General features: G+C 67.8%; 22 protein-coding genes. 11 read left to right on the forward strand and 11 right to left on the reverse strand.

The window, feature by feature from the left end; translation table 11 throughout:
* Positions 1–25: 25 nt before the first annotated feature.
* Entirely contained in the window at positions 26–1,228 is a 1,203-nt protein-coding gene (locus tag ACO227_RS01505; RefSeq protein ID WP_423604703.1) for a glycosyltransferase family 2 protein, read from the forward strand.
* On the opposite strand, the gene ACO227_RS01510 is transcribed toward ACO227_RS01505, so the two are convergent.
* Both ACO227_RS01510 and ACO227_RS01515 read right to left on the reverse strand, forming a co-directional pair.
* Positions 1,225–2,442: an argininosuccinate synthase gene (locus ACO227_RS01510; RefSeq protein ID WP_343519768.1), complete on the reverse strand. Its 1,218-nt coding sequence runs from the start codon at positions 2,440–2,442 to the stop codon at positions 1,225–1,227. The two genes, ACO227_RS01505 and ACO227_RS01510, sit on opposite strands and share 4 nt — an antisense overlap.
* A gap of 37 nt (positions 2,443–2,479) precedes the next feature.
* Positions 2,480–3,817 carry an MATE family efflux transporter gene (locus ACO227_RS01515; protein ID WP_423604705.1) on the reverse strand — a complete coding sequence of 446 codons (1,338 nt, stop codon included), beginning with the start codon at positions 3,815–3,817 and terminating at the stop codon, positions 2,480–2,482.
* Positions 3,818–3,865: 48 nt separating this feature from the next.
* On the opposite strand from ACO227_RS01515, the gene ACO227_RS01520 reads away from it, so the two are divergent.
* The 3 genes from ACO227_RS01520 to ACO227_RS01530 are packed head-to-tail and all read left to right on the forward strand — an operon-like array spanning position 3,866 to position 5,151.
* Positions 3,866–4,285, forward strand: a complete 420-nt coding sequence (locus ACO227_RS01520) for a DUF1801 domain-containing protein (protein ID WP_423604706.1) — start codon at positions 3,866–3,868, stop codon at positions 4,283–4,285.
* Between the two features lie 43 nt (positions 4,286–4,328).
* Positions 4,329–4,706 carry an EF-hand domain-containing protein gene (locus ACO227_RS01525; protein WP_423604707.1) on the forward strand — a complete coding sequence of 126 codons (378 nt, stop codon included), beginning with the start codon at positions 4,329–4,331 and terminating at the stop codon, positions 4,704–4,706.
* Between the two features lie 49 nt (positions 4,707–4,755).
* Complete coding sequence (locus ACO227_RS01530; RefSeq protein WP_423604709.1) at positions 4,756–5,151, forward strand: energy transducer TonB; 396 nt, start codon at positions 4,756–4,758, stop codon at positions 5,149–5,151.
* Positions 5,152–5,168: 17 nt separating this feature from the next.
* On the opposite strand, the gene ACO227_RS01535 is transcribed toward ACO227_RS01530, so the two are convergent.
* Genes ACO227_RS01535 through ACO227_RS01550 form a run of 4 tightly spaced genes read right to left on the reverse strand, consistent with a single transcriptional unit; the run spans position 5,169 to position 8,645 of the window.
* Positions 5,169–6,392, reverse strand: a complete 1,224-nt coding sequence (locus ACO227_RS01535) for a class I SAM-dependent methyltransferase (protein ID WP_423604711.1) — start codon at positions 6,390–6,392, stop codon at positions 5,169–5,171.
* Positions 6,393–6,437: 45 nt separating this feature from the next.
* Entirely contained in the window at positions 6,438–7,187 is a 750-nt protein-coding gene (locus tag ACO227_RS01540) for a molybdopterin-dependent oxidoreductase (RefSeq protein WP_423604713.1), read from the reverse strand.
* A complete protein-coding gene (locus ACO227_RS01545) occupies positions 7,184–7,897 on the reverse strand; it encodes a cytochrome b/b6 domain-containing protein (RefSeq protein ID WP_423604715.1) in 714 nt (237 codons plus the stop codon). The genes ACO227_RS01540 and ACO227_RS01545 overlap by 4 nt, the downstream gene beginning before the upstream one ends.
* Positions 7,898–7,943: 46 nt before the next feature.
* Positions 7,944–8,645, reverse strand: coding sequence for a glutathione S-transferase family protein (locus ACO227_RS01550; RefSeq protein ID WP_423604717.1), 702 nt, complete (start codon positions 8,643–8,645; stop codon positions 7,944–7,946).
* Positions 8,646–8,756: 111 nt separating this feature from the next.
* On the opposite strand from ACO227_RS01550, the gene ACO227_RS01555 reads away from it, so the two are divergent.
* Positions 8,757–9,095, forward strand: a complete 339-nt coding sequence (locus ACO227_RS01555; protein ID WP_423604718.1) for a winged helix-turn-helix transcriptional regulator — start codon at positions 8,757–8,759, stop codon at positions 9,093–9,095.
* Here ACO227_RS01555 and ACO227_RS01560 read toward each other — a convergent pair.
* Positions 9,092–9,847 (reverse strand): sulfite exporter TauE/SafE family protein, encoded by a 756-nt coding sequence (locus tag ACO227_RS01560; RefSeq protein ID WP_423604719.1) that lies wholly within the window; start codon positions 9,845–9,847, stop codon positions 9,092–9,094. The genes ACO227_RS01555 and ACO227_RS01560 overlap by 4 nt on opposite strands.
* Positions 9,848–9,912: 65 nt before the next feature.
* Between ACO227_RS01560 and ACO227_RS01565 the strand changes: the two genes are divergently transcribed.
* Positions 9,913–10,521: a class I SAM-dependent methyltransferase gene (locus ACO227_RS01565; protein ID WP_423604720.1), complete on the forward strand. Its 609-nt coding sequence runs from the start codon at positions 9,913–9,915 to the stop codon at positions 10,519–10,521.
* On the opposite strand, the gene rlmN is transcribed toward ACO227_RS01565, so the two are convergent.
* Positions 10,518–11,726 (reverse strand): 23S rRNA (adenine(2503)-C(2))-methyltransferase RlmN, encoded by a 1,209-nt coding sequence (gene rlmN, locus ACO227_RS01570; protein WP_423607427.1) that lies wholly within the window; start codon positions 11,724–11,726, stop codon positions 10,518–10,520. The two genes, ACO227_RS01565 and rlmN, sit on opposite strands and share 4 nt — an antisense overlap.
* Before the next feature lie 153 nt (positions 11,727–11,879).
* Between rlmN and ACO227_RS01575 the strand changes: the two genes are divergently transcribed.
* Positions 11,880–12,266 (forward strand): DUF4168 domain-containing protein, encoded by a 387-nt coding sequence (locus ACO227_RS01575; protein ID WP_423604721.1) that lies wholly within the window; start codon positions 11,880–11,882, stop codon positions 12,264–12,266.
* 31 nt (positions 12,267–12,297) lie between these two features.
* Here ACO227_RS01575 and ACO227_RS01580 read toward each other — a convergent pair whose 3' ends face one another.
* Together ACO227_RS01580 and ACO227_RS01585 are read right to left on the reverse strand one after the other, a co-directional pair.
* Positions 12,298–12,762, reverse strand: coding sequence for a hypothetical protein (locus tag ACO227_RS01580; RefSeq protein ID WP_423604723.1), 465 nt, complete (start codon positions 12,760–12,762; stop codon positions 12,298–12,300).
* The gene (locus ACO227_RS01585) at positions 12,759–13,388 is read right to left on the reverse strand and encodes a histidine phosphatase family protein (protein WP_423604725.1); all 630 of its coding nucleotides are present in this window, start codon (positions 13,386–13,388) and stop codon (positions 12,759–12,761) included. The genes ACO227_RS01580 and ACO227_RS01585 overlap by 4 nt, the downstream gene beginning before the upstream one ends.
* Before the next feature lie 182 nt (positions 13,389–13,570).
* On the opposite strand from ACO227_RS01585, the gene ACO227_RS01590 reads away from it, so the two are divergent.
* The 3 genes from ACO227_RS01590 (at position 13,571) to ACO227_RS01600 (ending at position 16,302) form a co-directional block, all read left to right on the forward strand.
* Positions 13,571–14,173 (forward strand): outer membrane protein, encoded by a 603-nt coding sequence (locus ACO227_RS01590; protein ID WP_423604727.1) that lies wholly within the window; start codon positions 13,571–13,573, stop codon positions 14,171–14,173.
* Positions 14,174–14,341: 168 nt separating this feature from the next.
* Positions 14,342–15,445, forward strand: coding sequence for a DNA polymerase III subunit beta (dnaN, locus tag ACO227_RS01595; protein WP_423604729.1), 1,104 nt, complete (start codon positions 14,342–14,344; stop codon positions 15,443–15,445).
* A gap of 65 nt (positions 15,446–15,510) precedes the next feature.
* On the forward strand, positions 15,511–16,302 hold the full coding sequence (locus tag ACO227_RS01600) for a Coq4 family protein (protein ID WP_423604731.1): 792 nt from the start codon (positions 15,511–15,513) through the stop codon (positions 16,300–16,302).
* A 298-nt stretch (positions 16,303–16,600) separates the two neighbouring features.
* Here ACO227_RS01600 and ACO227_RS01605 read toward each other — a convergent pair whose 3' ends face one another.
* The gene (locus tag ACO227_RS01605) at positions 16,601–17,416 is read right to left on the reverse strand and encodes an LD-carboxypeptidase (protein ID WP_423604733.1); all 816 of its coding nucleotides are present in this window, start codon (positions 17,414–17,416) and stop codon (positions 16,601–16,603) included.
* A gap of 150 nt (positions 17,417–17,566) precedes the next feature.
* Here ACO227_RS01605 and ACO227_RS01610 point away from each other — a divergent pair, with 150 nt between their 5' ends.
* On the forward strand, positions 17,567–18,964 hold the full coding sequence (locus ACO227_RS01610; RefSeq protein ID WP_423604734.1) for a glutamate ligase domain-containing protein: 1,398 nt from the start codon (positions 17,567–17,569) through the stop codon (positions 18,962–18,964).
* Positions 18,965–18,974: the final 10 nt, after the last annotated feature.

The raw sequence follows: 18,974 nt of genomic DNA on the forward strand, positions 1-18,974 counted from the left end.
GCAACTCGCCGATAGGCAGTGGGGCATGAACCTCGCCGCCAAGCACGCCGCTGCCCCGCCGCCGCCCGCCGCCACGCCGGAGCCGGTCGAGCTGTCGATCGTCATGCCCTGCCTCAACGAGGCGGAGACGCTGGCGCTCTGCATCCGCAAGGCCAAGGCGTTCCTCGAGGAATACAACATCGCCGGCGAGGTGATCGTCGCCGACAATGGCTCGACCGACGGGTCGCAACAGATCGCCAACGCGCTCGGGGCGCGGATCGTGCACGTGCCGGCGCGCGGCTATGGCGCGGCGCTGATCGGCGGGATCGAGGCGGCGCAGGGCCGCTACGTCGCGATGGGCGACGCCGACGACAGCTATGATTTCGGCGCGCTGATGCCCTTTCTCGAATCGCTGCGCGCGGGCGGCGAGCTGGTGATGGGCAACCGCTTCCAGGGCGGGATCGCGGAAGGCGCGATGCCCCCGCTGCACAAATATCTCGGCAACCCAGTGCTGAGCTTCCTCGGCCGCACCTTTTTCGGCACGCCGATCGGCGATTTCCATTGCGGCCTGCGCGCGTTCCGCCGCGACCGCATCCGCGCGCTCGGCCTCACCGCGCCGGGGATGGAGTTCGCGAGCGAGATGGTGGTCAAGGCCGCGATCGCCAAGCTCGACATCCGCGAGGTGCCGACCACGCTCAAGCCCGACGGCCGCAGCCGCCCGCCGCACCTGCGCACCTGGCGCGACGGCTGGCGCCACCTGCGCTTCCTGCTGATCTACGCGCCGCGCTTCCTGTTCCTCTACCCCGGTCTGGCGCTGGCGCTGGCGGGGCTCGTCGGCGTGATCGGGCTGATCCCCGGCGACGTCCGCCTCGGCGAGGTCGAGCTCGGCGTGCACACGATGATCTTCGCCGCGATGGCGGTGCTGATCGGCTCGCAGCTCGTCGGCCTGTCGGTGCTCGCCCGACGCTATGGCGTGATCGCGGGCATGTGGCCCGAAAGCGGCCTGATGCGCCGCATCCGCAACTGGTTCAGCGTCGAGCGCGCCTGCATCGCCGGCGGCGCGATGCTGGTCACCGGCATCGGCGGCGCGATCGCCGCGACCCTGGCCTGGGCGAGCGCCGGCTTCGGCGACATGGACCCCGCCGCGCTGATGCGCGTGACGATCCCGTCGATGCTGCTCTGCTGCCTCGGCGTGCAGACCGCGGTCACCGCCTTCTTCGCCGGCCTGCTCGACCAGCCGCGGCGCTAGCCCTCGCGGCGGCCCAGCAGCCGCAGCCGCAGCGCGTTGAGCTTGATGAAGCCCGCCGCGTCGCGCTGGTCGTAGGCGCCCTGGTCGTCCTCGAAGGTCACCACCTTCTCGCTGTAGAGCGAATAGGGCGACTTGCGGCCGACCACGCTTGCGCTGCCCTTGTAGAGCTTGAGGCGCACGGTGCCGGCGACCTTCTCCTGCGAGTAATCGATCGCCGCCTGCAGCATCTCGCGCTCGGGCGCGAACCAGAAGCCGTTGTAGATCAGCTCGGCATAGCGCGGCGCCAGCTCGTCCTTGAGATGCGCGGCGCCGCGGTCGAGCGTGATCGATTCGATGGCGCGATGCGCGACGTGATAGATCGTCCCGCCCGGCGTCTCGTACATGCCGCGCGACTTCATGCCGACGAAGCGGTTCTCGACCAGGTCGAGCCGGCCGATGCCGTGCTTGCGGCCGAGCTCGTTGAGCGCCGCCAGCAAGGTCGCGGGCGACATCGCCTCGCCGTTCAGCGCAATGCCGTCGCCCTTCTCGAAATCGATCGTGATATATTCGGGCGCGTCGGGCGCGTCCTCGGGATTGACCGTGCGCGAATAGACGTAATCGGGCACTTCCTCCCACGGATCCTCGAGCACCTTGCCCTCGGACGAGGTGTGGAGGAGGTTCGCGTCGGTCGAGAAGGGCGCCTCGCCGCGCTTGTCCTTGGCGACCTGGATCTGGTGCGCCTCGGCGAACTCGATCAGCTTGGTGCGGCTGGTCAGGTCCCATTCGCGCCACGGCGCGATCACCTTGATGTCGGGGTTGAGCGCATAGGCCGACAGCTCGAAGCGGACCTGGTCGTTGCCCTTGCCGGTCGCACCATGGCTCACCGCATCGGCATTCACCTCGTGCGCGATCTCGATCAGCCGCTTGGAAATCAGCGGGCGCGCGATCGAGGTGCCGAGCAGATAGACGCCCTCGTACAGTGCGTTGGCGCGCATCATCGGGAAGACGAAGTCGCGGACGAACTCCTCCTTGAGGTCGTCGATGAAGATATGCTCGGGCTTGACCCCGGCATTGAGCGCCTTCTGGCGCGCGGGCTCGAGCTCCTCGCCTTGGCCGAGATCGGCGGTGAAGGTCACCACCTCGCACTGATATTCCTGCTGGAGCCATTTCAGGATCACGCTGGTGTCGAGGCCGCCCGAATAGGCGAGCACCACGCGGTTGATCTTGTCGGCCATCGTCATCGTCGCTCCAGAGGGAAAAGTCGCGTGGCCTCTAGGGCCGCGGGGGCGGTTCCGCAACACCGGCGAACAGACGCGGCAGATACGCGCCAAGTGACATTGCGCGGTAGAAATAGCTGGCGAGGAGCGCGAGCCACACACCCGCCGCGCCGAGCGGGCGCAGCAGCAGGTCGGTCCCGACATAGAGCAGCGTCGCGAGGATCGCGGCGTTGCGCAGTGCCCGTCCCTGAGTCGCACCGATGAACACGCCGTCGAGCAGCCACGCAGGCACGCCCAGCGTCGCGGTCAGCGCGGCGAGCGGCAGCATCGCATAGGCCGCCGCGCGCACCTCCACATTGCTGGTCAGCAGATCGACCAGCAGCCAGCCGAACGCCGCCGCGACCAGCGTCGCGATCAGTCCGAAGCCGAGCGAGAACTCGCCGGTCAGCCGGATCGCGCGCTTCAAGTCCGCCTTCGACCCGGCTCCCACGGCGATCCCCACGCGCGATTCGGCGGTGAAGGCGAAGCCGTCGAGCACGAAGGCGAAGATGCTGACGAGCTGCAGCAGCACATGGTTGGCGGCGAGCTGCACCGTCCCCAGCCGCGCCCCGGCGTTCGCCAGCCACAGGAACATCGCCAGCAGCGCGACGGTGCGGATCATGATGTCGCCATTGACCGCGAACAGGCGCTTCCACGCCGCCTTGTCGAAGAAGCCGGCGCGCTGGCTCAGCACCGCGCCCGGCCCGGCGGCGCGCAGCACCATCGCCACGCCGAGCGCGAGCGCCACCCATTCGGCAAGCGCGGTGCCCAGTCCCACCCCGCGCGCGCCCATCCCGAAATGCCACACGAACAGCATGTCGAGCGCGATGTTGACCGTGTTCATCGCGATTTGCAGCAGCAGCGTGTCGCGCGTCCGGCCCAGGCCATAGAGCCAGCCGTTGATCGCATAGAAGCCGAGCGCTGCGGGCGCGCCTAGGAAACGCGCGGTGACGAACTCGCGCGCCGCCGCGTCGAGGCTGCCCCCGCCGGCCAGTGCGGCGAGCGCGAGGGGCACGATCAGCAGCTGAAGCGCGACCAGCGCCGCGCCGATCGCAAGGCCCACCGCGACGCCCCGCGCGAGCAATGCATTGACCTCCGCCGTGTCGCCGCGGCCATGCGCCTGCGCGGTCATCCCGGTCATGCCCATGCGCAGGAAGCCGAATGCCCAGAAAATGAAGTTGATGATCGCGACGCCCAGCGCCACGCCGGCAAGCGCGGCCACATCGCCGGTCCAGCCGATCACCGCGGTATCGACCAGTCCGACCAGCGGTACCGTCGTCTGCCCCAGCATGATCGGCCACGCCTGGGCGAAGATCGACCGGCGGGTGAGAAGGAGGGGCTGCGACGCTTGCATGCCGCCCCCATGCGCATATGCTCGCGCGAAATCCAGCGGAGCCGTCCGATGGCCGAGATCAAGACCAAGCCGACCGCGATCAGCCCCGCCGAATTCATCGAGGCGGTCGAGAATCCGGCACGGCGCGAGGACGCGAAGACGGTCTGCGCCATGATGGAACGCATCTCAGGCGAGCCGCCCAGGATGTGGGGTCCCTCGATCATCGGCTTCGGCAGCTACCGTTATAAATATGACAGCGGTCACGAGGGCATGATGTGCCGCCTCGGCTTCTCGCCGCGCAAGGCGCAGCTCGTGCTCTATGTCCTGACCGGCGCCGCAGGAGAGGATGAACGGCTGGCGAAGCTCGGCAAGCACAAGACCGGCAAATCGTGTCTCTACATCAACAAGCTGGCCGATGTGGACCTCGCGGTGCTCGAGCAAATGGTTCGCGACGCGCTCGCCTATATGGACGAAAAATACCCGGCGTGACGGTTCAAGCGCGAGTCAGGCCGGGCGTGCTATGGCGCCGCGCATGTCGATTCTCTTTCTCCTCGCCGCCGCCCAGGCCGCACCGCTCAGCGTGGCGCCTGGTCCGCTCCCCAAGGCCGAAGCCGAACGCCGTGTCGCCGAGCGCTTCGCCGATCTCGACCTCAACGAGGATGGCGTAATCGAGCGCGACGAGGTTCGCGCCCGCTTCGATTTCGAGGCGAGCGCCAATGCCACCTTCGCCGCCGCGCAACGAGCCAAGAAGGCGGGCGACCCGCGCCCGTCGATCGACTCGCGCCAGCCCGCCTTCGCCAAGGCCGACGCCTGGTTCGCCGCGGTCGACACCGACAAGGACGGCAAGATCACGCGCGAGGAACTGACGCGCTACGCGGGTGCAGACATCGAGCAGCTCGGGATAAAGTGAGTTCGGACGACCTGCTAGATTGTCGGCGGGTTTCGAGTATCGTTGCGCAATGTCCTGGTTCAGCATTGCCGTTGCATTTGTCGCCGTGCCATCGGCCCTGGCGCAGGATGCAGAACAGCCCATATCGCGTCCACAGCAGACCGAATCCACAGCTAAACGGAAGATACCGGTTCGTGCCAAACCGATTCCGCCCGTCGATTGGGTGACTCCACGCGACTTTCCGAACGAGGCGGCGGGAACGAATCTGGAGGTTGGCGTCCGGATCGATGTCGATACTACCGGTAAGGTCGTTGGTTGCACCGTGATCAAATCGAGCGGCTCGTCATTTCACGATCGAAAGACCTGCGATCTTGTCAGCGCGCGCGGACGATATGAGATCGCTCGATCGGCTGATGGCAGGGCGATACCGTCGGCCTCGTTCCTGCGTTTCCGCATAACGGGTTAGCTCCGAGCGAGTGCGCCTCAACGCAACCCCTTCTCCGCCTCCGCCATATAGTCCCGCGTCACCGGCAGCGCGTCGCGCGAGCGGGCATATTGCAGCTGATAGTTGACCAGCCCGCCGTTGCGGAAGCTGACCAGCGATCCGGCGAGATAATAGGTCCACATGCGGAAGAAGCGCTCGTCGTAGAGCGCGACGATCTGATCCTTCGACGCGACCGCGCGGTCGTACCAGTGCTGGAGCGTCCAGCCATAGTGGAGGCGCAGCACCTCGACATCGGTGAGGAAGAATCGCAGCCCCTCATGCCCGCGCAATATCTCGGACAGCGCCGGGATATAGCCGCCGGGGAAGATGTACTTGGCAGTGAACGCGTCGGTCACGCCCGGCCCGCCGGCGCGGCCGATCGTGTGGAGCAGCATCACCCCATCCTCGGTCAGCAGCTCGCGGCACTTGCGGAAGAAGGTGCGGTAATGCGCCGTGCCGACATGCTCGAACATGCCGACCGAGACGATTCGATCGAACCTGCCTGTCACGTGGCGATAGTCGATCAGCTCGAACTTCACCCTGTCGGCGACCCCGGCCTTCTCGGCCCGCTCGCGCGCGACCTTGAGCTGCTCCTCGGACAGCGTCACGCCGAGCACCTCGGCACCGGTCTTTTCGTGCAGGTAGAGCGCCATCCCGCCCCAGCCGCAGCCGATGTCGAGCACCTTCATGCCCGGCGAGAGCGCGAGCTTGGCCGCGATGTGCGCCTTCTTGTCGAGCTGCGCCTGCTCCAGGCTGTTCGCCGGATCGGTGAAGTACGCCATCGAATATTGGCGGTCCGCATCGAGGAACAGGTCGTAGAGCTTGCCCGACAGGTCGTAATGATGCGCGACGTTGCGCTTGGAGCGGCGCGCCATGTTGATCCGGTCGATGCGGAAGCGGACCGCGTCGAACCCGCGCTTGAGCGTCGAGGCGTTGAGCGCCCGGTCGCCCTGCTCCCAGCGATTGTTCGCGGTGAAGAGATGAAGCAGCGCGAGGATGTCGCCCCGCTCGATCACCATCGACCCGTCCATGAAGGTCTCGGCGGCGCCGAGCGCGGGATCGGTGAGGATTCGCCGCGTCGCGGCGGGGTTGGTGAACCGTATGGTGACTGGTGCGATTTCCGGATCGGGCGTGCCGAAGCTGCGCGCCGTTCCGTCCGCATGAATCACCGTCAGCTCGCCGCGCTTCACCGCTCGGGTGAAGAAATGGTCGATCAGCGCCATGCCGGGTTGCTAGGGAACGAACGAGGCCTTCGCAAGTGCGGAAACCTATATCCCCGCATACCATTCGTAATCGGCGAGATCCTCCCACAGCCCGCCCTTGCCGCCATGGATGCCGTCGAGCGCGGCCACCGCCTCGATCCGCATGATGTATTTGGCGTGCTTGTAGCCGAGCTGGCGCTCGACTCGCAGCCGCAGCGGCGCGCCGTGCTGGACCGGGAGCGTGCGGTTGTTCATCGCCCAGGCAAGGATCGTCTGGGGGTGGAAGGCGTCGATCAGGTCGACCGATTCGTAATAGGGCCGCCCGCCGAGCGTGTCGGCGCAATGGAAGACGAGGTAGCGCGCGGTGTCCCGAAGGCCCGCGAGATCGAGCAATGTCGAGAGCTTCGGCCCGTGCCACTTGCCGATCGCGCTCCACCCTTCGACGCAGTCGTGGCGCGTGATCTGCACGCGTTGCGGCAGCGCGCGCAGATCGGCGAGCGAGAGCTTGAGCGGCCGCGCCACCAACCCGTCCACGATCAGCCGCCATTCGGCGAAATTGCCGCGCATCAGCGCGCGGTACGTCTCGTCCGCCGGGAAGACCGTGCCGTTGGCGCGGAAGCGCGGCGACATCTCCGCCTCGGTGAACTGGCGCGCGAGCGCGTCGCGGTCGGTGATCGCGCGCTGCAGGCTGCGGTTCACCGCCTCGGCCTTGAACAGGAGGTCGCGGCCCGCCTCGCTCTTGCCGATCGCGTCGCAGCCGGCGACCAGTCCGCCGGCGCCTGCGGCGAGCAACGAGCGGCGCGTGATCAGGCTCATTGCGGCACCCGCCATTTGCCGGTGAGCATCGAGCGCACTTCGTTCCACGCGCCGGCGAGGATCACCAAGGCGAGATGGACGACGATGAATCCCGCCAGCAGCATCGCGACGATGAAGTGGATCGAGCGCGCGCTCTGCCGTCCGCCGAAGATGTCGAGCAGCCACGGCCATGCCGCGTTCATTCCCGGCGACATGGCGAGCCCGGTGAAGATCACCAGCGGCAGCAGCACGAAGATCACGCCGACATAGGAGAGCTTCTGGAAGATGTTGTAGGCGCGCGGGTTTTCCGGATCATGGAAGCGCAACTCGGCATGCGCGCGCGCATCGGCGGCGAGATGCGCGGGCGCCAGCTCCTTCGCGCGGATGCGCAAGTCGCGCTGGAAGTGCCGGTTGAGCAGGCTGACGACCATGAAGGCGAGCAGCGCGAATGCCAGTACCAGCGCGAAGAAGAAGTGCCAGCGCCGCGCCAGCGCGAGATTGTAGGTCGAGGGAATCGTCAGCCAGCCGGGTGTGCGCCCACCCTCGAATACCCAGCCGACGCGAAACCAGGGCTGGTCGTAGTTCGCGCCATATTCGCCCCAGTAGAGCTGGCCGTGCGCGTTGAGGATCATCAGGCCGCTGCCCAGCAGCACGATCACGCTGACCGCGGTCGCCCAGTGCCAGAGCCGGGTCGCCAGCCGGTGGCGATAGACGGTCGGTTCGCTGGCCACGCCCCTTTATGCCGCCGGCGCGGGCCGGGCGCCAGCGGCAAATCGGTCAGGCGTGGACGTTGAGCAGCTCGGCAAGCGGCACCTCGCCGAGCAGCGCGCCGTTGCCTGGCGGGGTCTCGCCGTCCTCGCGTGCCTGGGCGAAGGCGACCGCGGGATCGGCCATCAGCCGCGCGATCAGCGCCTGGGTCTTGGGATAGTCGCCGGTCCGCACCGCCTGATGGAACGCGCCCCAGCGCGCCACGCCGATGAACACGCCGTCGGCCAGCGTCGGCCGGTCGCCGAGCAGATAGGGCGAATCGCCGATCAGCTCCTCCATCCGCGCATGCCGCTCGTTGACCGCGCCATGGCCGAGGCGCCGCAGCGCCGCCTTGTAGTCCGGATCGGCATCCTCCTGCTCCAGCGCGATCCAATAGGGGGTGAAGGCCGCGGTGAAGCCGGTGTTGATGAAGCCGATCAGCTGGTGGAGCCGGTCAGCCTGCGGCGTGCCGGGATCGAAGCTGACGCGGCGATCGCGGTCGCGCGCCTCGATCCACAGCGCGATCGCCATCGTCTCGGTCAGCACGCGGCCGTCCCCGGTGAGCAGCACCGGCGTCTCGCCGCGCGGATTGAGGCGCAGATATTCCGGCGATTTCATCTCGCTCAGCATGTCGACGCGCGACAGGCGGTAAGGCTGGCCGAGCCATTCGAGCGCGGCGACAAGCCCCATCGAGCTCCCCAGCGGGAAGCCGTAAAGCAGGGTCGGTTCCATGATATTCTCCGTGATCTTTGGGGATCACCGCGCGGCGTGACTGGCATTTAGGGAGCCCCGCGCCCAAGTAAATTACGCACAAAAATGTCACTCCTGGAGCGGAGCCGGAAAATGCAGGACCTCGTATCAAGCTGCCCGATCGAGGATGCGATGCGCGTGCTGAGCGGACGCTGGGCGACCTTGCTGCTTTATTATCTCAAGGATGGACCCAAGCGGTTCAGCGAGCTGCAGCGCGACAACCCCACCATCTCGCACCGCATCCTGACGCTCGAGCTGCGCAAGCTCGAGGACGCGGGACTGGTCGCGCGCACCGCTTATGAAGGGTTTCCGCTCAAGGTCGAATATTGCCTCAGCGCGCCCGGCGCCGAGCTGATGCCGATGATCGACGCGATCGGCGACTGGTGGGAAGCCTCCTTCCCCCGCCGGCGCGAATGCCGGTCAGCCGCCTAGGCGTACGCCCGCGCGAAGAAGATCACCGTCGTCGCGGCGGTGACCAGCAGGGTCCACACCCGCACCGCACGCGCCGACAGCCTTTTGCCGATCGCGGCGCCCGCCCAGCCGCCGAGGATCGAGCCCGCGAGCATCGGCAGGCACGCCCACCACCACACCATCGCGAAGGCGATGAATACGACCGCCGCGGCGAGGTTCGCCACTGCCAGCATCAGCGTGCGAATCGCGAACAGCTCGCGCGGCTGGATATTGGCGAGCAGGCCATAGACCGCGGTGGTCATCAGCCCCACACCGCCCCCGAAATAGCCGCCATAGATGCCGAGCAGCGACTGCGCGCCGATCAGCGTCGGCCGCCCGATCGTGACGCGCGCGTGCAGCCAGTCGGCGGCGCGCTTGCCGAACACCATCACCACAAAGGCGAACAGCAGCAGCCAGGGAATGACGATGTCGAACGTGTCGCTCGGGGTCAGCACCAGCAACAGGCTGCCCGCGAGCCCCGCGACGAAGGTGATCGTCCCGAGCAGCAGCACCGACAGCCCGGCGACCGGCCCGAGCTCGTCGCGGAACCCCCACGCGCTCGCCGCCGCGCCGGGCAGCAGCGCGACGTTCGAGGTCGCGTTGGCGATGTTCGCGGGCAGGCCGAGCGCGATCAGCACCGGCAAGGTGAAGAAGGACCCCCCGCCGGCCAGCCCGTTCATCGCACCGCCGACGATCCCTGCGAAGGCGGCGAGCAGAAGGTCGGGCCAGTTCATCGAAACGCCCTATGCCAGAAACCCGGGCGCGCTCAATATCGGCTGGCTTGATGGTGGTGGGTCGGATGGACAACGCGATCACAGACTATGCCGCGAACGCGACCCCTGAGCTGATCGCGGGTTATGACGCGCTTCCCCCCGAACAGATTTACGCTTCCGTGCTCGACCTTTTTCCGGACGCGCCCGCCCGGATCGCCGACATCGGCGCGGGCACCGGGCGGGATGCCGCATGGCTCGCACGGCGGGGACACCGCGTTCTCGCGATCGAACCCGTCCGCGCCTTCCGCGAAGCCGGCACCGCGCTGCACGGCGACGCGACCGAATGGCTGGACGACCAGCTTCCCGAGCTTGGCGAGGCGGCGCGACGCGGTCCGTTCGATCTCGTGCTGCTGTGTGCTGTCTGGCACCACCTCGACACATCCGACCGCACGCGCGCGATGCCGAACCTGGCGAGGATGACGGCGCCGGGCGGCACGCTCATCCTGTCGCTACGCCATGAGCCGGGCACGCTCGGTTCCCACAGCTATCCCGCACCACCCGAGGAGGCGATCGACCTGGCTTGCGCGGCGGACTTCAGTCTCATCCGTCAGGCGGAAGCAGCCGCGGTTCACCCTCTGAGCCGGGCGAACGGGGTCCGATGGACCTGGCTCGTCTTCACCAGGACGTCCGGTTAGCTCAGCGCCGCCTGCTTCTCTTCGGCCAGCCGGTCGAGCTCGGCGCGGCTCTTCTTCTCCGCCGCGGTCTTGAGCTGGCCGCACGCCGCGTCGATGTCGCGGCCGCGCGGGGTGCGCACCGGCGCCGAATAGCCCGATTCGAAGATGATCTCGCTGAACCGCGCGATCCGCTCGGGCGTCGAGCATTCATAGGGTGCGCCGGGCCAGGGATTGAACGGGATCAGGTTGACCTTGGCCGGCAGCTTGTACTTCCTGATCAGCCGGACCAGCTCGTGCGCGTCGGCGTCGCTGTCGTTCTTGTCCTTGAGCATCACATATTCGAACGTGATGCGCCGCGCGTTGTTGGCGCCGGGATAGTCGGCGCAGGCCTGGAGCAGTTCCTCGATCCCGAACTTGCGGTTCAAGGGCACGATCTCGTCGCGGATCTCCTTGGTCACCGCGTGCAGCGACACCGCGAGGTTGACGCCGATCTCCTCGCCCGCGCGCTCCATCATCGGCACCACCCCGCTGGTCGACAGGGTGATGCGGCGCTTGCTCAGCGCGAGCCCGTCGCCGTCCATCACGATCCTGAGCGCGTCGCGGACATTGTCGAAATTGTAGAGCGGCTCGCCCATGCCCATCATCACGATGTTGGTGAGCATGCGCCCCTCGGGCTGGCTCGGCCATTCGCCGAGCGCATCGCGCGCCAGCATCACCTGGCCGACGATCTCGCCGGGCTCGAGGTTCCGCACCAGGCGCATCGTGCCGGTATGGCAGAAGCGGCAGTTGAGCGTGCAGCCGACCTGGCTCGACACGCACAGCGTTCCCCGGTCGGCGTCGGGGATGAACACCATCTCGTAATCCTGGCCGTCGTCCGAGCGGAGCAGCCACTTGCGCGTGCCGTCCGTCGAGACCTGCGCCTCCACGACCTCCGGACGCGAGATGACGAATCGCTGCGCCAGCCAGGGCTGCATCGCCTTGGAGATGTCGGTCATCAGGCTGAAGTCGGTGACGCCGCGATTGTAGATCCAGTGCCACAGTTGCTTGGCACGCAGCTTGGCCTGCTTCGGCTCGAGCTGGGAGGTCTCGAGCGCCATGCGCAGGTCGTGCTTCGACAGGCCGAGCAAGTCGATTCGCCCATCGGCGCGCGGCTTCAATTCGCGCGGGACGGGCACGGGATCGATGTGCCCGGGGATGGGCATGAGGGGCGCCGAAGCTGTCTGCATCGCGCGCATATAGGCGAAAATGCGGGGCAATTCCACTCCCCGGCCCGTCCCGCGCCTGCCACGGCGCGTCGCTGCGCGGTTGCGGGCCGGCGGCGCGGCTGGAAGCCTTGTGTGCGGGGGAACCTAATTCTTTCCCGAGTTTGGAGTTTTCGAATGATCAATTTCCGTCATGCCGCGCTGCTGGCCGGCGCCACCTTGATCGCCACCCCGGCGCTTGCGCAGGACACTGCCGCACCCGCCCCGGCTCCGCAGGAAGCGGCGCCCGCGACCCCGGCGGCCCCGGCCCCGGTGACCGACGACGAGGTCAAGAAGTTCGCCAAGGCCGCGCTCGCCGCCGACAAGATCAGCAAGGACACCGCGATCGCCGCTGCCGACAAGCAGAAGAAGATGGCGGAGGCGGTGACCACCAGCGGCCTTGAGCCGACGCGTTTCAACCAGATCGCCCAGGCCTCGCAGGCGGACAGCGCGCTGCAGCAGAAGGTGCAGGCGGCAATCGTCGCCGAGCAGCAGGCGTCGCCGGCGCCGTCCCCGACTCAGTAACACCCGGCCCCCCTGGGTTGCGCGGCCCGGCCTAACGCCGCGCGCAGCCCATGGCGGCGGCGTCGATCGCGGTGGCTGCGCCCTTCAGGGCATAGACATCCGCAAAGGCGCCGCCGCCTCTCGCCAGGCTTTCGACGCTCATGCTCCGGCTGGAGCGCATCGCCGCGACGATCGCGGCATCGGTACCGGGATCGGGTGCCCAGGCGTCGCTCGGCCCCGCGATCAGCTCGAAACGGCGCTCACCCACCGCCAGCGTCACCTTGGCTCGCGGATCGCGCGGACGGCTGAGGCGGATGTGCAGCTGGTTGCGCGCGCCCGCTTGCGGCCAGTTGGCGATGCTGGCGAAGGCGCCCCCGCGGTTGCCCTGCGGCGGCTGGCTGATCGCATAGCAGCGCAGCGGCGCGGCATCGCGGAACGCGCCCCAGCTGTCGAACACCCCGAGCGATTCGCGGCCCTCGCCCTGGATCGCGGCCAGCAGCATCAGCGCCGCGATCATGCCGGTGCTTGCCCCGCGCCGATATGGAGCACATTCTCCACGCCCTCGGCGATCATCACCACCGAACCTTGCGGCAATCCTGCCGCGACCGGCGTCTCGAACTCGGGATGCGCGTCGCCGCCGGTCATCAACCCGCGCAGCACGCGGCTCGAGATGCCGTGCATGATCACCAGCCGGTCGCCGGGATCGTCGTCGGTATCGGCGAGCCAGCCGGACACGCGCTCGGCGATCTGCTGATAGCGCTCGCCGCCGGGCGGCGGCCGCACCAGCCCGTCCGGCGCGATCACGTCGCCGCCTTCGGCGATGACGTCGGCATAATAGCGCCCGCCCCACACGCCCATGCCGATCTCGGTCAGCCGCGGATCCTGCCGCGCGCCGTGCCAGTCGAGCTCGAGATGCTCGGCGATCACCGCCAACGTCTGCAGCGCGCGCCCGGTGTTCGAGGCCCACAGCGTCAGCTCCGGCTTCGCGCCGAGATGGTCGCGCAGCGCCCGTCCCATCTCCTCCGCCTGAACGAAGCCGGCGCGGGTCAGCGGCGTGTGCGGATGGTCGCCCTGCAAGCGCCGCGCGGCATTGAATACGGTCTCGCCGTGCCGGGCGATGAAGTCGCGTCCCTTTCGTGCCATGGCGCCGCCCCATCCCTCGCCCGGCCGATGCTGCGGCCGCGTCGTCGAGCCCGAATCTAGGGCGCGCTGTGGCGGAAAAGCAACGGTTTTCCGCGTTTAGCTGAGGTTCATGCAACGCAGCATGATCTGGCGCATTGAGCCGGTCCCCGCCCAAGCGGGTGTGTATCAGTACAGGAGTATTTATGCGTAAACTGGTTCTTGCCGCACTGGCCGCGAGCGCGCTCGCCAGCCCGGCGTTCGCGCAGGATGAGGTCGCGCCCTTCACCGGTCTCCGCGCCGAAGGCGTGGTCGGCTACGACACGATGAGCGACGGCACCGACAGCGATGCCGGCTCGAGCGACGGCGTCACCTATGGCGGCGCGATCGGCTATGACGTCCAGCTGGGCGGCGCGGTGATCGGCGCCGAGGCCGAGCTGACCGGGTCGAGCGTCGACACGCGCGCCGACAACCTGCTCACCGCCGGCGACCGCCTGCGCGTCGACATGGGCCGCGACATCTATCTCGGCGGGCGCATCGGCGCGGCGATCACGCCGACCACGCTGATCTACGCCAAGGGCGGCTACACCAATGCGCGGATCGACACCGTCTACGAGACGCCGACCACCACCACCGAGATCAGCGAGGACATGGAAGGCTATCGCCTCGGCGCCGGCGCCGAGTTCAAGCTCTCGAACAACATGTATCTGAAGGGCGAGTATCGCTACTCGAACTACGGCTCGATCGACGGTTACGACATCGATATCGACCGTCATCAGGTCGTCGCGGGCGTCGGCATCCGCTTCTGAGGCGGAAAACCGGACCGCGTCGTCCACAAATGATGCGACCGAAAGGGCCGGGGCGGCTTGCTCCGGCCCTTTTTCACGTTAAGGATATCTCGAACTTCCGACGGCAATCCGTGCGCCGTCTGACAGGCGACAGTTCTTGAGGCCGCCCGGCCGGGGGTTTGAATACACATGAAAGCGACGATCGAACGCGCAACGCTGTTGAGGGGCCTCAGCCACGTCCAGTCGGTGGTGGAGCGGCGCAACACGATTCCGATCCTCTCCAACGTGCTGATCGAGGCGTCGGCCGAAGGCTCGCTGCGGCTGATGGCCACCGACCTCGACCTGCAGATCGACGAGACCGTGCCCGCCGCGGTCGACCAGGCCGGCGCCACCACGGTCCCCGCGCACACGCTGTTCGACATCGCGCGCAAGCTGCCCGAGGGCTCGCAGGTCGAGCTGTCCGCCGCCGAGGGCAAGATCAAGATCAACGCCGGCCGCGCCAAGTTCGAGCTCGGTACGCTGCCGCGCGACGATTTCCCGGTGATCGCCGAGGGTGAGCTGCCGACCGTGTTCGAGCTCGCCGCCGAGACGCTCAAGCAGATCATCGACAAGACCCGCTTTGCGATCTCGACCGAAGAGACTCGCTACTACCTCAATGGCATCTTCCTGCACGTCGCCGACGACACGCTGAAGGCCGCGGCGACCGACGGCCACCGTCTCGCCCGCGTCACCGTCGCGCGCCCGGACGGCGCCGAATCGATGCCCGACGTGATCGTGCCGCGGAAGTGCGTGGCCGAGCTGCGCAAGCTGCTCGACGAGGTCGACGGCTCGGTCGGCGTGTCGCTGTCGGGCTCGAAGATCCGCTTCGACCTCGGCGCCGCGATCCTCACCTCGAAGCTGATCGACGGCACCTTCCCCGACTATAGCCGCGTGATCCCGACCGGGAACGACAAGATCCTCAAGATCGATCCCAAGAGCTTCATGGAGGGCGTCGACCGCGTCTCGACCATCGCCACCGAGAAGACCCGCGCGGTCAAGATGGCGCTCGACCGCGACCGCATCACCTTGTCGGTCACCAGCCCCGACAACGGCACCGCGGCCGAGGACGTGCCGGGCGACTATGCCGCCCAGCCGTTCGAGATCGGCTTCAACTCGCGCTACCTGATGGACATCCTCGGGCAGGTCGAGGGCGATCTCGTCGAAGTGCATCTCGCCGACGCTGCCGCGCCGACGCTGATCCGCGAGAACGACAAGTCGCCCGCGCTGTACGTCCTGATGCCGATGCGGGTCTGACGCCCCTCTTGAACCGCGCGCGATAATCGCTTATTGACACGCTTGTCAGTAAAGGCAGGCGAGTGATGGCGACGCAAGCGCAACAGCAACCGACCGTGGCCCAGGCGCCCCTTTCTCCGGCGATCGACTGGGGCCGGCCGCGCAAGCGCGAATGGGGCACGGCATTGCGCGCGCTGGTGCGCCTGCTCGGCAATGCCGACGATACGGTGCAGGTGTTCCGCATCATGCGCGCGCTCAACGGCGACACGGTGCAGAAGAATTATCGCCGCCTGCTCACCTCGAAGGAGGGCGGCCGCCTCGCCTATCAGCGAATCGAGCTGTCGCAGCGCTTCTCAGACCGCGCCTGGATCGATTCGCTGCCCGAGGGCAGCGTCGGCGCCGCCTATCGCGCGTTCCTCGACCGCACCGGCTATTCGGCGCAGGGCCTGGCGGACGTCAGCTACGCCGATGCCGAGATCGAGCGCGGGGTCGAGCATCCGCACGCCTGGTTCGGGCGGCGCGAGCGCGACATCCACGACATCTGGCATATCCTCACCGGCTATCAGGCCGACGAGCCGCTGGGCGAGGCGTGCCTCGTCGCCTTCTCCTATTCGCAGACCGGCGGGCTCGGCTGGGCGTTCATCGCCGCCGGCGCCGCGCTCAAGAGCCTGAAGGTCACCGGCAGGTCCACCTTCGCCAAGGCCGTGCTCGAAGGGCGCCGCCACGGCAAGCGCGCGTCCTGGCTCTCCGCCGAGGACTATGAGGCGCTGATGTACGAGCCGCTCGACGCGGCGCGCAGGCGGCTCGGGATCGCCGAACCGAAAATCTATCGGCGGGCGCAGGCCGAGCTGCAGGCGGCGGGGCTGATCGGGCTGTAGGACGGTCGATATCCAATCCTTCCCCTGCCCCGGGGAAAGAATTGGAAGCTCGCTTCTTCCCCTTGCAATGTTGGAATTCGCCTGCTGCACTTCGGCTGGCGGGCCCATGTCCCGGCCGCTCTTTGAACCGTCGATCACCCGCCGTGCGAATCCGTCAACTTCGTCAACGCCGCGGGCGCTCGCGATAGTGTAAAGCTAGTGTAAAGTTTCGGCCGCGGACGCCTCGATCGCTTCCCCTGCCCCTCCGGGCCCAATGTCGCATGCGCTTGCCCCGCCGCGGCGGGGAGGATGATTCGCTTCAGGCCACCCCGAACGGCACCACATGGTTGAGCGCGATGTGCCCGATCCCCGATCGGCCGAGATAAGGTACCCCCATCTCGCGGCACCAGCGGATCATCATCTGCTCCAGATTCTCGCCGAACGGCACGTCGTTGTCCGGAACGTCGGTGACCGTGCCGAGCCGTACGCCGGCCAGCCCCTTGAGCTGGGTCGCGTGCGCCATCTGGAACAGCATCCGGTCGATCCGGTACATCGCCTCGCTCACTTCCTCGATATGGAGGACGTGATCGGTGAGGTCGGGCAGCCACGGCGTGCCGATCATCGCGGTGAGGATCGCGAGGTTGAATGCGGCGGCGGGGCGGCCGTCGAGCGTCGGCTCGAGCCCGCGGCGGTCGCCGTCGATCAGCCAGCCGAGCACCCAGCCGGCATCGATGCCCTTGTCCTCGCGCCCCATGCTGCTCGCCATCGAACCGTGCGCCTGGCGGCCGATGCGGCGGGCATAGAGCGCGCCGAGCATGAACCCCATGTCCGAATAGCCGATATAGGTCTTGTTGCGCGCGGCGGGCCCGAGCTGCGGCATCGCCATGTCGAGGATGCGGTTCGATCCGTAGCCGCCGCGCGCGAACCAGATCGCGTCGAAGGCGGGATCATTGGCGAATTCCAGGAACGCCGCGGCGCGCAATTCGTCCGGTCCGGCGAAATGGCCTTCGGTGACGAAGCATTGCGGGTGGTAGACGATCTCGTGCCCGGGATAGGTCAGCGCCATGAACGCCTGCATCCGCGCCGCCGATTCCGCGCTGACTGTCCGTGCCGGTGCGACGACGCCGATCCGCATGCCTTGCCCTTTCGTTGTGCGGTACCGGCCCGCTCCCCCACCCGGCCACCCAACACCAGTATCCTATGGGTGGCCGGGTGGGGGAGCGGGCCGGTACCGCAACCGGTTCAGCCTTGCTGAACCGAGCACAAGCGCCGATAGCGCGGGGCGATGCAACACGGCAAATCCTGTTTTTTCGTAGGGATCGGTGGCAGCGGCATGATGCCGCTGGCGATGATCCTGGCCGGTCAAGGCGCGAAAGTCGCCGGCTCGGACCGCAGCCTCGATTCCGGCCGCCTCCCCGCCAAGTTCGACGCGCTCCGCGCGCTCGGCATCGATCTGTTCCCGCAGGACGGTAGCGGCATCGTCTCGCCCGACCAGACGGTGATCGCGTCCGCCGCGGTCGAGGAGACGGTGCCCGACATGGTGCAGGCGACCGCGCTCGGCTGTCCGCGCATGACCCGGGCCGAGCTCAACGCGGCGCTGTTCAACGCCGCCGGCACCTCGATCGGCGTCGCCGGGACCAGCGGCAAGTCGACCGTCACCGGCATGATCGCCTGGATCCTGCATTCGCTGGGCCGCGATCCCACGGTGATGAACGGCGCGGTGATGAAGAATTTCGTCCGCCCCGACGCACCCTTCGCCAGCGCGCTGGTGGGCAGCGACGATTTCTACGTCAGCGAGGTCGACGAGAGCGACGGCTCGATCGCGCTCTATTCGCCGCACGTTGCGGTGCTCAACAATGTCAGCCTCGACCACAAGTCGCTCGAGGAGCTGCGCATGCTGTTCGGCGAGTTCGCGGCCAAGGCGCGCACCACGATCGTCAATGTCGGCGATGCCGAGAGCGCGGCGCTGGCGATGGCGCTCGACCGTGGCCGCACCGTGACGTTCGCGGTCGAGGGAGACGCGGATCTCGCGGCCCGCAACCTGAGGCCCGAGCCATTCGCGATCGGCTTCGAACTGGTGACACGCGATGCCACCCTGCCCGTTCGGCTCGCGGTGCCCGGACGGCACAATGTCGCCAACGCGCTCGCCGCGATCGGGGCGGCGGTCGCGGCGGGCATCCCGCTCGCCGACGCGGCCCGAGCGATCGAGGGCTTCACCGGCCTGCGCCGCCGCTTCGAGCTGGTCGGCGAGGCGAACGGCGTCGCGGTGATCGACGATTTCGGGCACAATCCCGACAAGATCGCCGCCACGCTCGACACGCTCCACGTCTTTCCCGGCCGGATCCTCGCGCTGTTCCAGCCGCACGGCTACGGCCCGCTCAAGGTGATGCGCCGCGAGTTGGTCGCGATGTTCGTGAACAAGCTCGCCCCCGGCGACCAGCTTGTCCTCCCCGACCCGGTCTACCAGGGCGGCACCGTCAACCGCGAGGTGACCAGCGCGGACATCGTCGCCGACATCGCCGCCTCGGGCCGCGACGCCCGCCACATCCCCGACCGCGCCGCCGCCGCCGCGCATCTCGTCGCGATCGCTCAGCCCGGCGACCGCATCGTCATCATGGGCGCGCGCGACGACACGCTGAGCCTGCTGGCTGCGGAGATGATCGAGCAGCTGCGAGCGACGTAAAGCACACTTG

This window comes from Sphingomonas sp. MS122, assembly GCF_049532975.1.
GTDB lineage: Bacteria > Pseudomonadota > Alphaproteobacteria > Sphingomonadales > Sphingomonadaceae > Sphingomonas.